This window comes from Myroides sp. N17-2, from assembly GCF_002286775.1.
Lineage (GTDB): Bacteria > Bacteroidota > Bacteroidia > Flavobacteriales > Flavobacteriaceae > Flavobacterium.
The window spans coordinates 38,332-52,896 of the sequence record NZ_NSGJ01000038.1 but is presented as its reverse complement, the minus strand read 5'-3'; the positions used below and the strand labels follow the sequence as shown (position 1 = coordinate 52,896).

Sequence of the window (14,565 nt, the reverse complement as noted above, 5' to 3'; positions counted from 1 at the left end):
GAGAGACACTGTGTCCATTTGTGCCTTGATATTCCATATATCAAAGGTAAACATTTTTAGAAGCTGAAAGCTAAATGCACTAAAGTGCATAGTTTTAACTATAGTCTGCGACCAATAAAAATTAAAAAAGTCTTCAGAATACAATAAAAAAGCAATAACTTTGTAACTTATGAAAAAAACAGTAAAAATATCTTCTCAAATTACTCCGCCTTGATCTTAGGCTAATAGTTTTTTTTATCCAATTATTTCCTTTGGCACTTTTGTCATGGACTTATCTTATATATACTTATAAAAGTACATATATCATATCTATTATTGCTTGTAATTAAAATTACAAAGCGTCATACTTATTTAATTTTTTTTCTATGAAGCAACTAATCAATTTATTTGATTTTAGTCAACCAATCAATTACAAAAATGAGATATTGGCTGGTTTAGCGGTATCTATGACTATGATACCTGAATCCTTATCTTTTGCTATACTAGCAGGTCTATCACCATTGACAGGTTTATATGCTGCTTTTTTAATGGGACTTGTAACAGCAATATTAGGAGGAAGGCCTGGTATGGTCTCAGGAGGAGCTGGAGCAACTGTTGTAGTACTTATTGCTCTTGCAGCTAGTTATGGAACAGAATACCTCTTTGCTGCTGTTGTATTAGCAGGACTTTTACAACTACTTGTGGGAGTATTAAAACTCGGTAAATACATTCGGTTAATTCCTTCCTCAGTAATGTATGGATTTTTAAATGGATTAGCAATTATCATTTTTATGTCACAAATTGTTCAATTTAAAATTACTACAAATGGAGTTGAAAATTGGTTAGAAGGTTCAGCCTTATATCTTATGATTGGATTAACTTTACTTACAATTACAATAGTAATTTTACTTCCTAAAGTAACAAAAGTAATACCATCTTCTCTTGCAGCTATTATTGTTGTTTTTGCACTTGTTTACTTTTTTAATATTGATACTAAAAAAGTAATTGATATTGCCTCTGTAGGAGGCTCCTTACCTACTTTCCATATTCCAAATATTCCCTTTACCTTTGAAACTTTAAAAATCATATTCCCTTACTCTATTGTTATGGCAGGAGTTGGGCTTATTGAGAGTTTACTTACACTTAATATGGTTGATGAAATTACGAATACAAGAGGACATTCAAATAGAGAAGCAACTGCCCAAGGTATTGCTAATATTACGAATGGATTTTTTGGTGGTATGGGAGGTTGTGCTATGGTTGCACAATCCCTAGTAAATATAGGTGCTGGGGGAAGAACAAGACTCTCTGCTCTTGTAGGAGCATGTTCTATACTATTAATAATTTTAGTTGCAGGTCCTGTAATTGAGCAAATACCTATGGCTGCATTAGTTGGAGTAATGATGATGGTAGCCATTGGAACTTTTGAATGGGCTAGTTTTAAAATAATAAATAAAATGCCTCGCCACGATATCTTTGTTATTATCCTAGTAGCGAGTATAACAGTTATATTGCATAATTTAGCATTAGCTGTATTAATAGGAGTTATTGTTTCTGCTCTTGTTTTTGCGTGGGAAAGCGCTAAACGAATAAGAGCTAGAAAATATATCGATAAAAATGGAATAAAACATTATGAAATATATGGACCTTTATTTTTTGGTTCAACTACAATATTTCTTGAAAAATTTGATATAGAGAATGATCCTGATCAGATTATTATTGATTTCAAGGAAAGTCGAATTACAGATATGTCTGCAATAGAAACAATTAATAAACTTACTGAAAAATATGCTAAAGCTAATAAACAAGTTCATTTAAAACATTTAAGTTTATCCTGTAGAAGATTAATCAAAAATGCACAAGGAGTTGTTGATATAAGTATCCTCGATACAGACTATAAGCAATACAATTCCTAATATTTTACTAGAGCATACTATATCTCATGTATAAAAAACAAATACAAGCCAAATAGTTAAATTTAAAAGAATATAACTAAACTTTCCTTATTGAGTTTTATTTTCTGTTACACAAGGCTATAAATCCCAAAAGGTTTTGGAAACTAAATTTACTTTAACGTATAGTTTTAATTATAATCTGAGACCAACAAAAGCATCACACTTAAATTAGTATATCATTCTAATTCAGTGTGATGTTTTTAAAAAGTACTTCTTTATTCAACCTTTTCCATCCAAGGTATTACAACAAAATTACCTTTAGAAAGTTCATTGACTTTATTAATCCATTGTACTTCCGTTTTTGCTTTATCTTTTAAAAAAGTACTTGTTGTATCTGTGAGATATAAACTTGAGTTTATTACCCACCATTTATTGTGTATACCTGCTCTTGCAAGATCTTCTTGTAAGCGTTGTGCTTCAAATACAGGTGTTGTTTCTGGTAACGTAACAATAACTACTTCTGTTTCTTGTTCATTTCTTAAACGTGGTAATAAATTCTGAACAGCCTCGCTAATATCTCCTTGTGTACGCTCTACTTCTTTGTGATAACTTTGAGTTGAATCTAATAACAATAAAGTATGACCTGTTGGTGCTGTATCGATAACAATTACTTCATGATCTGCTATAGCTACAATCTCAGCAAAAGCGTCAAAAACAGCTATTTCCTGTGTACAAGGAGAGCGTAAATCTTCCTCAATATAACTTAAATCACTGTTTCCCATAGTTAGTCTTGCCTTAGCTAAAACTTTCTCCTTATAGGCTTCTAACACCTTCTTCTCATCAATATGACTAACAGTAAGCCCTTCTACCTTTGTATTTACATACTCTAAGTGATTGGCTGGATCTGTTGTACTTAGGTGAACCTTAACTCCTTTTTTAACCAGTCCTCTAGCGATTCGAGCAGCTATTGTTGTTTTCCCTACACCTCCTTTACCCATCGTGAAAACCACTTTTTTCTTAGATATAAAAAGGTCTTCTATCAATACATCAATATCTTGTAACTCGTTTTTGTCTAAGCTATTTTCAGTCAAAATTGCACTTGTATTAGAAATAAGCATATTTCTAATATTATCAATTCCAGTCATATTATACGATCTTAATGGAACATAATAGGTTGGAATATCAAGAAGCTTTTTAGTTCTATTTTCTAAAGCATTTTGCTGGCGTTTATACAACTTACTTGAAATAGAATCATTCTGATCAAAATTCTCTAGCACTTCATTGATAATTAAACGCTGAGATTGTATATCTAAATCAAGTAACTCCTTATATGAACGCTCAACTTCTTTTAATGGTGTTTCATCTGGACGACTCACCAAAAATAAAGTTGTATTATTTTTATCACTCAATGTTTTCACTGCCTGCTCATATACTACTTTACGATCACCTAATCCCGACAATTGCCCAAGACAAGAAACACCTGTTGTATTTTCATCAATAAAGGTATTCCATGCTGCTGGTAGTTGTAACATTCGAAGCGTATGCCCAGTTGGTGCTGTATCAAACACAATATGGTCATATAAATCGTGTTTCTCTTTATTTGTAATTACATCTGCAAATTCATTGAAAGCAGCAATCTCCACTGTACATGATCCTGATAGTTGCTCTTCCATATTAAATAAAACAGCCTCTGGTAACTTTCCTCGATAAGGTCCTATTATGGATTCTTTATATTCTAAAGCTGCTTGCTCTGGGTTTAAATTCAAAATAGAAAGAGTGGGAATATCTTTTAACTTAGTCACTTTATTGCTCAAAGGTATATCAAATACATCCTGCAAATTTGATGCAGGGTCTGTACTAATAAGTAATACATTTTTCCCACTGTCTGCCAAGTTTAAGGAAGTAGCACATGCAATTGATGTTTTTCCTACTCCTCCTTTACCTGTAAAGAAAATATATTTTGTAAATCCTTCATTAGAGGGATTATATAGTTTAAAATTACTCATAACTACTATTTTTTTATTCAATACAATTCCTGTTCGACATACAATTAGGTATGCCGAACTAAACTGAAATTGAAAATTGGGTTAGATTATTTTGTAACAATCAAATCAGATTCTGACACTTCAAGCCATTCTGAAATTTGCTTATTACTTGGATATGATTTGGTAAGAACAATTACTCCATTTAAGGTAGTAATAGGAAAATTATCGATAGACTCTTTTTGGATAAAGTCATTAACTACTTTAGTATCTACATAAACTTGAGGATTGTCACGTAAATTAAACCGCTCAATTAAAATGCCTTTTTTCTTTAAGCTTTCTATTACAACAGCAATACGCATTAATTCAGGATCAATATTAACCCCACAAAGCCCTGTTGGACAACATAAAGCTGGATCGTAAATCTTTACTTCATTTTTCATATCTGATGTTTTTTAATTAATTCTTTTACTTCTTCTTTTGATGGAACATACCCCTTAACAGTAACTTCTCCATTAATAACCAAAGCAGGTAAAGACATAATGTTATATTTTACAATCTCTATAATATCATCCTGCTTTGTAACTTTGATATCAGAACCTACTTCTTTTACTACAGATTCTACGGTTTCTAAAGTTACCTTACACTTGGCACAACCTGTACCTAAAACTATTATTTCCATATCTATTTTTTTATAAATTCACATATATATAATAAACACCTACAACAATAAAAACAGCAGATATAATACGTCTGAACCATATTTCAAAACTCTTCATCTTATTGTAAAAATGCCCTACATTAGATATACTGTAAGCAAGTAAAAAAGCTATGATGATTACAGGTAACCCCGTTGCTAAAGCAAAAACTGGTGCTAATAATAATCCTGAAGCACTCGCCATAATTAAAGGAATCATCACTCCAAAAAACAATACTCCACTGTAAGGACAAAACGCTAAAGCAAATAAAACACCAAGTAAAAAAGCATTGAAGTAATTCTTCTTAAAGTTCTTTTGATTTACCTTCTGACTTAGTGATTCTACTCCTGGTATATTTAATTTAATAATATCAAGCATTAAAATACCGATAAGGATTAATCCAATCCCCAAATAAACACCACTTACATTTTGCAATAGTTTTGCTACTTGAAACTTACTTGCTCCAAAATAGAAAATAACACCTAATACAGTATAAGTAAATGCACGACCTAAGGTGTAAAACAGTCCATTAAATAATACTTTACGCTTAACTGTAATATCTTTACTTAAATAAGCTGTGACTGTGATATTAGTCGCCAAAGGACAAGGACTAATAGCTGTCATCAGTCCCAACAAAAACGCAGTTACTATTGGAATATCAGAACTGTCTACTAATTGTTGTAGTAATTCCATCTAACATTAAAGTTTTTTATTAACTTGTTCAACTATAAGCTCTTCTAATACCTTTGGTGTTGTTAGCGCTGTTGCAAAAGCATCTTCTGTTAGATTAATTGAATCATCGCCTTTGGCAATAATAAGTGCATTCCAAGTCACTTCATACTTCTCTATTAAATCACTATACTGCTTTTCACTTGTATCGACTTCAATAAACTTCACTAACTCATTACTAGCAAAAGCCCCTTCTACAGTTTTCTTAGTTAAATCTCCAACTGCTAAACAAGTTTTACAACGTTGCTTTCCATGGAAATAATAAACATAGACCATTGTATTATCCGATTTTTCCTGTAAGAGTTGCTCTTGATCTAATACTTCCAAGCTCGACTCAACTAAGGCATCTTGTTCTTGTGTTTTTTTATTGTTTGAACATGAACTAGTAACTAAAGCTAATACACAAATAAGGCTTAAAAAGGTTGTTTTCATAAATAGTAATTTTGATGTTATTTAAATTTTTATTTTTACTAATTCTTAATGTTCGTAATTCGTAAAACTACGAACATTAAAGGTAAATTTTTTTATGAGCACTCAGAAGGCTTTTTAATATCCTCAAAAAATTCGTTTAATAGTTGCTTAGCAATTTGCCAATTCTCTTTATTAATACAATACTTTACTGTAGGTAAATTAATCGTTCCTTGAATCAAGCCAGCCTCTCTTAATTCTTTTAAATGTTGAGACAATGTACTTTTTGCTACAGGTAATACCTCTGACATATCTCCATGAAAACAACATTCCTGAGAAGCAAGCATCTCTAAAATAGCTACTCGTATAGGATGAGATAAAGCCTTCGTTATTCTTGCTATCTCTACTTGTTTTTCTGTTAAGTCTCTTTTCAACATACCCTTATCCTTTATCAAATTAATATGTTCGTAAATATACGAACAATTTATCTAAAGTTGTTCTTACAACTTTAAAAAATCTACAACTTCTTCCACTGTACTCCTAGCAGACCTACCAACTCCAATCAATGTTGCAGAAGCAAAACCAGTCCAATCACCATACCCTACAAGCCACAAACCATTAATTCCTTCAACTTTGCTGTTACCATTGGTATTCACTCTGCCATCTGGTTGAAGTATCCCCAAAGGTTCTAAATGTTTTAATGCAGGTTTAAATCCTGTGCACCAAATAACAACATCAAAATTTTCTTCTTCTCCACTTTTCCAGACAACACTAGTTTCTGTAAAACGTTCAATCTCTCCTTTGCTATTTAAAACACCTCTAGCTCTAGCATCCACAACAGGGGGAACCATAACAATACTTCTTACATTATATTTTGCTTGTACCTGATCATTGCCCGCCTTTTGCTCATTATATTTTTGCGTTGCCACATCGAAAAGAACTCTACCATCAACATCGTCAGGCAAAAAAGCTGGTACTCCTATTGTTGACCAAGTAACAGCCGTATACTTTGAAACTTCTGCTAATATTTGAGCTCCAGAATTACCTCCACCAATCACCAATACTTTTTTTCCTATAAAATCTAAAGCATTTTTATAATAGGCAGAATGTAATTGTTCATTTCTAAACTGATTTAAACCTTTAAAGACAGGAACAAAAGGACTCGCCCATGTTCCTGTAGCAGATATTACTGCTTTTGCTTTAAAATCGCCAATCGAAGTTTTTAAAGTAAATCCTCCCTCCTGTTTTAAAACTGCTATAACCTGAACAGATCTTTTTACAGGGAGTTCATATTTAGACTGATAATCATCCATGTAGGAAATAACCTCGTCTCGAACAGGGTAATAGTTTTCTGATTTAGGAAACATAAAGCCTGGTAAAGAGCTAAACTCAGCAGGAGAAAACAAAGACAAGGAATCCCATCCGTGAATCCAAGCTCCTCCTGGTTGAGCTTGCTGGTCTAAAATCAAATACTTTATTTGTGTTCTTCTTAAATAAAACCCACAAGCCAAAGCACTTTGACCACCACCAATAAGGATTAAATCATACTCATTTTGATCAACTTTATTATCATTTACAAAACTTTCCATAAAGGCTATATTTTACTTTGAATAATACTTCTTTTTCATCCATAAACTTACTCGTACAAGTAGAATCAGTACAGGAACTTCAGCTAAAGGTCCGATAACTCCTACAAAAGCTTGGGGCGAGTGAATTCCAAATACGGCAATAGCAACAGCGATAGCCAGTTCAAAATTATTGCCTGCTGCAGTAAAAGAAATAGCCGCATTTTTATCATAGTCTACCTGCATGGATTTATTTAAAAAGAAACTAACAAAGAACATCAATACAAAATAGATAACAAGTGGAATAGCAACCTTAACTACCTGCATAGGTAACTGAACAATTTGTTCTCCTTTTAAGCTAAACATAAGCACAATGGTAAACAGTAAAGCATATAAAGTAAAGGGTGATATAAAAGGGATAAACTTACGCTTAAACCAATCTTCTCCTTTTAGTTTAATTAGGTACTTATGACTTAAAAAACCTGCCAAAAATGGAATTCCTAAATAAATAAGCACACTTTGTACAACATCGCTCATCTTAATTGAAATAGCATAATCAGCAAATCCAAAATAAGAAGGTAATACGTTGATAAAAAGCCAAACAAAGAAGCTATAAAACAGTACTTGAAAAACACTATTTAATGCAATCAGTAAGGCTGCATATTCTCTATTACCCTTTGCTAAATCATTCCATACAATCACCATTGCAATACATCTTGCTAAACCAATAAGGATCAACCCTACCATGTAATCAGGCTCATCACGCATGAAAATAATAGCAAGAACAAACATTAAAACAGGTCCTACAATCCAGTTTAAGAAAAGAGATAAGCTTAAGACTTTCTTATCCTTAAAAGCCATGGGCAATAGATTATAATCAACCTTAGCCAGTGGAGGATACATCATGATGATTAGCCCTATAGCCAATGGAATATTGGTCGTTCCAATAGACAGTTTATCCATCACATTAGAAACACTTGGGAATACATTACCTATCAAAACACCAATTCCCATAGCCAAGAAAATCCAAAGAGTCAGGTATCGATCTAAAAATTTCATTCTAACTTGCATAACTTACTTTTTAATTTGTGATAAGATGTAAAACATTTCACTTGCAATTTCAAGGCTTCGATTAAAATATCCTGTTTGTTGGTTTTCTGTTCCATCAAATGCCTTAGGATCCTCGAATGTAATAGGGATTCTTCGCTCAGCACCTGCTATAAAAGGACAACCTCCATCAGCCTGTGAACAAGTCATTACCGCTGCAAAATCGCTACTTGGATTAAAAACTGCATCGTAATTCTTAGAAAAACCAATAATAGGAATTTCATTATCACCATACTTTATCGCATAAATAGGATTTTCTCCTTCTGCAATTTTAAACACATCAAGTCCTTGTTCTTTGAGAACTGTAGCAACCATTGGATACATCGCTGTTTGTTCAGTCCCTCCTGAATAACAAGTAAGATTTGGAATACCATAGTAACTAGCCGCTACTTGCATCCAAATCTGAGTCAAATGACTTCTTCTTGAATTATGTGTACAGATAAAATTGATTCGAATTGGACATTTGGAATCAACCTTAGATTGGATATAAGCCACCAAGGGAGCTAAAACTTCTTTTCTACTATCACTTATTACTTGTGATTCAAGCATAGTACTAATTGTAGTTGATAATGTTTTATACATCTTTTACTTTTTTACGATTAACAACATCCAGAGTTAGGATCGCAACAACTCGTTTGAGCTTCTTGATTACTTGGTGTAATTCCACAAGCATCTTCTGCCAAACAAGCAGTCAACGTATTTTTTAAAAGAAAGTGAGTTCCATTAAATGCTAAGAAATACTTTCCTATTGTTTCATTACCTTGAACTTCTACTTCGATCTCGGCATCAACAATACCTAATTTTGTTTCTGACAATCGAATAATATGAAGCAATTTACCCGCTTTTAAACGGTGTTCATAATCATCTGCATTCCACAATTGAAAGCTTACCTTTACCTCTTCTCTCATCGTTCCCCCGCAGTCAATAAACTTTTTGGTTACTTGACCTACTTCTGTTACATGAAAATGTTCGGCTACAAATGTTCCATCTTCAAATTGAAAATCTACCCGATCTAAATTTCCTAAAACGGCTTTTACTTCTGATAATTTCATATTTTATCTGTTTTAATTTATTTTAATATCGCAATATTACGATGATATGAATTAAAAAATATTAACAGCAATCGTTTGATGCTATTTTTTGAGCGAAGAACAATTCAAACTCCTTGAAAAATTCATTCCAAACTAAATCGTCAATACAATAACAAACGGATTTACCCTCAATTGTTCCTTTTATAAGTCCACTATTCTTAAGCTCTTTTAAGTGCTGTGAAATAGTCGCTTGAGCCAATCCAAGTTCTTCTACCAAATCATTGCAAATGCAAGCCTCTTGATTGATAATATACTGAAGAATGGCAAGTCTTGCTGGATGCCCTAAAACCTTAAACATAAGCGATAATCTATTCTTTTTATCACTAAATAATTCTGATTTTGTTACTCCCATTGTTTTATACTTAAATACACATCGCAATATTACGATGAATATTTAAACTGACAAAATATTCATTAAAAAAATTTATACATGATAGATTCAATTTCTGTAAAACACATAGTAATTAAATCGTAATATTGCAATACAAAAACTTAATATTCTAAGGAATATCAATCAGAAATAACCACGTAATTACTTAAAAATATGGAAATAGCTTTTATCATATCATCTATTTTATTAATCTGCTACTCTTTATTAGCTGTATTTGATGGTGTATTTTTACATCTTTATAAATACCGACTATATCAACATAAAGAAAGTAAATTTGAGCATTTCACTCATACTTTAAGAGCTTTTTTTTTCACTGGTATCCTTATTTCTGTATTTATCAATATAGAAAACAATAGTTGGTTTTTATTTGGTTGTATATTAATCGTTTTAGATGTAATCACATTATTGATTGATGCTTATGTAGAGAAAGATAGTAGGAAATTTATGGGAGGACTACCGCGTTGGGAATACATCATACATCTTTTAGTGAATGGATTTCACTTTGCTTCTATCGCAGTATTTATAGTAATAAAAGTTGATATTAATTATAATAGAATAATCTTAAATAGTAATTTCCAACAGATAGAAAGTTTTAAATTTTTCAATATCATTGCATTAAACTTACTACCAGGAGCTATCATAATAAGTCTATTGCATATTTTAGTTTATAATAAACAATTCAATTATTACTTTAACAAAATACAACTAAAATGTTGTTAGGTATTTAAAAAGCTAACAATATAAATCATATTCTATTTTTTTATTCTACAATAAGATTAGACTTCATAAACTTTGAAAGAAATATACTGGTCTCATATAATATCACTAATGGTATAACCAAAATAACTTGACTCAAGATATCTGGAGGTGTAATAATAGCAGATGCAATCAAAATAAGCACATAAGCATACCTGCGATAACCTTTGAGCGTATCTCTTGATAAAATCCCCATCTTGTATAATACTAGAATTATAACAGGTAGTACAAATACAATACCTGAGGCTAACAAAGTAGTTCTAACAAGTGAAATGTATGAAGTAAGATCAATTTGATTAGTGACAATACTACTAATCTCTATATTCATAAAAAAATGAATAGATAGAGGAACTATAATAAAATATCCAAACAAGACACCTGTAAAAAATAAAAGACTTGTCATTGTTACAAATAGCACACTATATCTTGTCTTATTCTTATATAACCTAGGTTGTACGAGCCTCCAAATTTGATACAAAATCCAAGGAAATGAAAGTATTAAACCAAAGGTAAAACTAGTCCAAATCATGATCATTAACTGACCTTCCATTTTTCGATTTTGAATATCAAAATCAATCCCTTCCATATACAATGATGAACTCAAATTAAAAAAATCTATCAAAGAACGATGCCAAATATAAATAGGAAAATTAGGGTTCTTAGGAGCAAATAATATTTGCTCAAAAATAAAGTTAGTATATAAAAACGCTATGCTACTACATAAAACAATTCCAATAAAACACTTGATTAAAAAACTTCTTAAAAGTCCAACAAAATTTAAAAATGTCTTTTTCTTAATATCTATATCCATATCTTATTATAAGATTCTAAACTACTGCTATTTTACTTGTTCAGTATTCAAAGCTTGTTTTTTAATATATTCCCTTAAACATTTCTTCTTTTATAACAACTTTAAACTTAGTTTTAATTATAAAAAAGTCTCATTCTTAATTTTTTACTTGTAATAATTTTAAACTAGTTCTCCTTATTTACTAGTTGTCTTTAAAAAGAGAAAGTCCTAGGGCTTTCTCTTTTTTCTATTTAATTACAATTTAAATTTCGTCTATAAAGTAACGCAAACTCCGCTTATTACCAAAAATATTATATCTGCTTTTTGTCTTTACCTCCTAACAGACCTTAATGAAGATAACTGTTTTTACTTTATCTGGTTATTCCCTTTCTCCTGTATAGGATTATTTCCTTGAACAAGTAAAATGGTATCTGCCTTTAATCGAGTTTTTAACCAATTATTAAGTAGCTTACCATCTACTACCATTGTTTTTTCTTTTTGATTAAAAAGAACTAACCAATTCATTGTAATACTATCAGTTTTTATATATCGCTCTACTTTGCCAATGGAGACTTCTTCTATATTAGGAAAAAGTACATTAATTTCATTTATTAAATTAGGTTCATCCACTTTATACTTAGACAGTTCTTTTTTTAAGTCATTAATTATAATATCTTTCTCTGCATATGATCGATCTTGCTTACTGAGTTCATTTAAAATTTCTGATTTAATATCCTTTTCATCTTGTTTAAATGTCAGCTCTACATTGTCTAGACCTCTTTCCTTTAATAACCTGTTGTAGAGTAAAATATTTTCTTCAGTCAATTTCTTATCCAAAAAAGCAAGTTCTACTTTTTTGGGCTTAGTATTATAATTAATCTTTTTATAAATCACAGTATACCCTCTATCATTAAACTCAGAGTTAATGAACTCCTCAACAGTTTTTGTGAATTTCTTTTCTTCGAATAACGTATAAGCCAAGTAGAAACTAGGTACAATCATAACAATAATCAACATACTAATACCATATCTTATACGTCTTTCTTTCTGGGTATCTAAAGTAGATGATGTTGGATATTTCAAGTACTTAATAACAAAAAAAGTAGCAATACAAATAAAGAAGCAGTTAATAGTATATAGGTAAAAAGCTCCAAAAAAATAACTTATATTAAATGTAGCTAACCCATATCCTGCTGTACATAAAGGGGGCATTAATGCAGTAGCAATAGCAACTCCTGGTATAGGATTTCCTTTTTCAACCCTAGTAATAGAGATAACACCAACAAGACCTCCAAAAAAAGCAATCAAAACATCATAAATTGTTGGAGAAGTACGAGCTAATAACTCAGATTGAACATCCTTAAAAGGACTAACGTAGAAATAAATAGCAGAAACTAATAAACTAACAATAGTAGCAATGATTAAATTCTTTATTGCGATTTTTAGCAATAAAAAATTATAAGTCCCTAAGGCAAAGCCAGCACCTACAATTGGTCCCATCAATGGAGAAATTAACATGGCACCTATAATTACTGCTGTTGAATTTACATTTAACCCAACAGATGCAATGATAATGGCGCAAGCTAAAATCCATAAATTAGCTCCTTTAAAGGCAATATTAGCTCTAATGTTTTCTAAAACTTTTTCCCCTTTCTCTTCGCCTTTATGGAGATTGATGTAATCAAAAAACTTATTTGTCATCTACTATTATTTTTAATGTTATTGCTTTGCCCTACTCAAAACATAGTAACCTATCACACCTCCAAAGATAGAAGCTACAAAAATACCTATCTTGGCTTGCGTTATATATTCCTCGCTTGTAAAGGCTAATGAAGTTACAAATAAAGACATGGTAAAACCAATAGCTGCAAGAAGGCTCAGTCCAAAAAGAGTTTTAATATTCATCCCCTTAGGAAAAGGAGCTACTTTTAATTTTACCAAAACAACCGTAAAACCTACTACTCCTATTACCTTTCCGACCAATAAACCAAGTGCTACACCTAGAGCTACATTTGTACTAAACAAATGATCAAGATCAATGGCTAAAGATACACCAGCATTGGCTAAGGCGAAAATAGGAATAATTAAAAAAGTAACCATAGGATGCATCATATGCTCTAAACGCTGTAAAGGCGGTGTTGCACAAGCGGTGCTTTTTTCTATCTCTTCTAAAATATGCAATTGTTCATTAGTCAAGATAGGTTTAGTATTATCGGGATCTATTGCCTTGAACTTATCTAAAAGTCCTTGTATCTTTTCACTAAATACTTTTTCACTAATTCTAACATTAGCAGGAATTGTAAACGCTGCTAAAACTGCAGCAATAGTGGCGTGGACACCTGATAATAAAAACGCTGTCCATACCCCTCCTATTCCTAAAATAGCGTAAAACAATATATTTCTAACTCCTATTCTATTACCTAAATACATAACAACTAAAATGGAAGCTCCCAATAATAGATGCAAAGTTGAAATCTCAGAAGTATAAAAGAAAGCTATAACAAGTACAGCCCCTAAATCATCAACGATAGCTAATGCCGTTAGAAACACTTTTAATGTTAAAGGTATTCTACTTCCTAATAAATAAAGAACCCCCAAAGCAAATGCAATATCGGTTGCCATAGGAATTCCCCAACCATTAGACATCTCTCCGTTTGGATTTAAGGCAAAGTAAATAACCGCAGGAACAACCATACCTCCTAATGCCGCTCCAATAGGTAACATTGCCTTTCTAGGATTAGATAACTCTCCTGCTACAATTTCTCTTTTCAGTTCTAGGCCCACAACAAAAAAGAAAATAGCCATCAATCCATCATTAATCCAATGATGTAAACTATATTCAAAAAAACTATTTCCTGCCCATTGAAAACCAAACTTATATTCCAAAATATGATGATAATGTTCTTTTAACGAGGAATTAGCTAATACAAGTGCAATAATTACACTTATCCCTAATACTATACCACCTGACTTTTCTTGTTTAATAAATCGTTGTATGGGTGATACCATCCTCTCAATGGTGGTCTGATTTGACTGGCTCATAAAAATAATTTTTCTTTTTTTAATGTTATAAATAATTTACAAAGTCAAAAATAAAAAATTAATTTTAGCACCTACTATATAACAGTTGTTTCTATGAATTCATGCTTATATTTAACTTTTTTAACATCTTTA

The 14,565-nt window shown here is 31.4% G+C and carries 16 protein-coding genes; 2 read left to right on the top strand and 14 right to left on the bottom strand.

The window, feature by feature from the left end; translation table 11 throughout:
• Nucleotides 1–365 precede the first annotated feature (365 nt).
• Nucleotides 366–1,895, top strand: a complete 1,530-nt coding sequence (locus tag CF599_RS14625; RefSeq protein WP_006266575.1) for a SulP family inorganic anion transporter — start codon at nt 366–368, stop codon at nt 1,893–1,895.
• Nucleotides 1,896–2,149: 254 nt separating this feature from the next.
• Here CF599_RS14625 and arsA read toward each other — a convergent pair whose 3' ends face one another.
• From arsA to CF599_RS14570, 11 genes are all read right to left on the bottom strand, one after another.
• Nucleotides 2,150–3,880, bottom strand: a complete 1,731-nt coding sequence (arsA, locus tag CF599_RS14620) for an arsenical pump-driving ATPase (RefSeq protein ID WP_121966740.1) — start codon at nt 3,878–3,880, stop codon at nt 2,150–2,152.
• A gap of 86 nt (nt 3,881–3,966) precedes the next feature.
• A complete protein-coding gene (gene arsD, locus CF599_RS14615) occupies nt 3,967–4,299 on the bottom strand; it encodes an arsenite efflux transporter metallochaperone ArsD (protein ID WP_006266573.1) in 333 nt (110 codons plus the stop codon).
• Nucleotides 4,296–4,538, bottom strand: coding sequence for a thioredoxin family protein (locus CF599_RS14610; RefSeq protein ID WP_006266572.1), 243 nt, complete (start codon nt 4,536–4,538; stop codon nt 4,296–4,298). The genes arsD and CF599_RS14610 overlap by 4 nt, the downstream gene beginning before the upstream one ends.
• Nucleotides 4,539–4,548: 10 nt before the next feature.
• Nucleotides 4,549–5,247: an aromatic aminobenezylarsenical efflux permease ArsG family transporter gene (locus CF599_RS14605; protein ID WP_121966739.1), complete on the bottom strand. Its 699-nt coding sequence runs from the start codon at nt 5,245–5,247 to the stop codon at nt 4,549–4,551.
• A 6-nt stretch (nt 5,248–5,253) separates the two neighbouring features.
• A complete protein-coding gene (locus tag CF599_RS14600; protein ID WP_121966738.1) occupies nt 5,254–5,715 on the bottom strand; it encodes a nitrophenyl compound nitroreductase subunit ArsF family protein in 462 nt (153 codons plus the stop codon).
• Nucleotides 5,716–5,807: 92 nt separating this feature from the next.
• A complete protein-coding gene (locus CF599_RS14595) occupies nt 5,808–6,128 on the bottom strand; it encodes a helix-turn-helix transcriptional regulator (RefSeq protein ID WP_058699355.1) in 321 nt (106 codons plus the stop codon).
• Nucleotides 6,129–6,191: 63 nt separating this feature from the next.
• On the bottom strand, nt 6,192–7,280 hold the full coding sequence (locus CF599_RS14590; protein WP_121966737.1) for an ArsO family NAD(P)H-dependent flavin-containing monooxygenase: 1,089 nt from the start codon (nt 7,278–7,280) through the stop codon (nt 6,192–6,194).
• Nucleotides 7,281–7,292: 12 nt separating this feature from the next.
• Nucleotides 7,293–8,327: an ACR3 family arsenite efflux transporter gene (gene arsB, locus CF599_RS14585; RefSeq protein ID WP_121966736.1), complete on the bottom strand. Its 1,035-nt coding sequence runs from the start codon at nt 8,325–8,327 to the stop codon at nt 7,293–7,295.
• Between the two features lie 3 nt (nt 8,328–8,330).
• Nucleotides 8,331–8,945 (bottom strand): low molecular weight phosphatase family protein, encoded by a 615-nt coding sequence (locus CF599_RS14580; protein WP_121966735.1) that lies wholly within the window; start codon nt 8,943–8,945, stop codon nt 8,331–8,333.
• Between the two features lie 17 nt (nt 8,946–8,962).
• The gene (locus tag CF599_RS14575; protein WP_121966734.1) at nt 8,963–9,415 is read right to left on the bottom strand and encodes a DUF6428 family protein; all 453 of its coding nucleotides are present in this window, start codon (nt 9,413–9,415) and stop codon (nt 8,963–8,965) included.
• Nucleotides 9,416–9,476: 61 nt separating this feature from the next.
• Nucleotides 9,477–9,806 (bottom strand): helix-turn-helix transcriptional regulator, encoded by a 330-nt coding sequence (locus CF599_RS14570; protein ID WP_121966733.1) that lies wholly within the window; start codon nt 9,804–9,806, stop codon nt 9,477–9,479.
• 192 nt (nt 9,807–9,998) lie between these two features.
• Here CF599_RS14570 and CF599_RS14565 point away from each other — a divergent pair, with 192 nt between their 5' ends.
• The gene (locus CF599_RS14565; protein ID WP_121966732.1) at nt 9,999–10,565 is read left to right on the top strand and encodes a hypothetical protein; all 567 of its coding nucleotides are present in this window, start codon (nt 9,999–10,001) and stop codon (nt 10,563–10,565) included.
• Between the two features lie 40 nt (nt 10,566–10,605).
• On the opposite strand, the gene tatC is transcribed toward CF599_RS14565, so the two are convergent.
• The 3 genes from tatC to nhaA all read right to left on the bottom strand — a co-directional run bounded on the left by tatC (nt 10,606) and on the right by nhaA (nt 14,433).
• A complete protein-coding gene (gene tatC / locus CF599_RS14560; RefSeq protein WP_121966731.1) occupies nt 10,606–11,412 on the bottom strand; it encodes a twin-arginine translocase subunit TatC in 807 nt (268 codons plus the stop codon).
• A 345-nt stretch (nt 11,413–11,757) separates the two neighbouring features.
• Nucleotides 11,758–13,092, bottom strand: coding sequence for a DUF389 domain-containing protein (locus CF599_RS14555; RefSeq protein ID WP_058699347.1), 1,335 nt, complete (start codon nt 13,090–13,092; stop codon nt 11,758–11,760).
• Between the two features lie 18 nt (nt 13,093–13,110).
• On the bottom strand, nt 13,111–14,433 hold the full coding sequence (nhaA, locus tag CF599_RS14550) for a Na+/H+ antiporter NhaA (protein WP_058699346.1): 1,323 nt from the start codon (nt 14,431–14,433) through the stop codon (nt 13,111–13,113).
• Nucleotides 14,434–14,565: the final 132 nt, after the last annotated feature.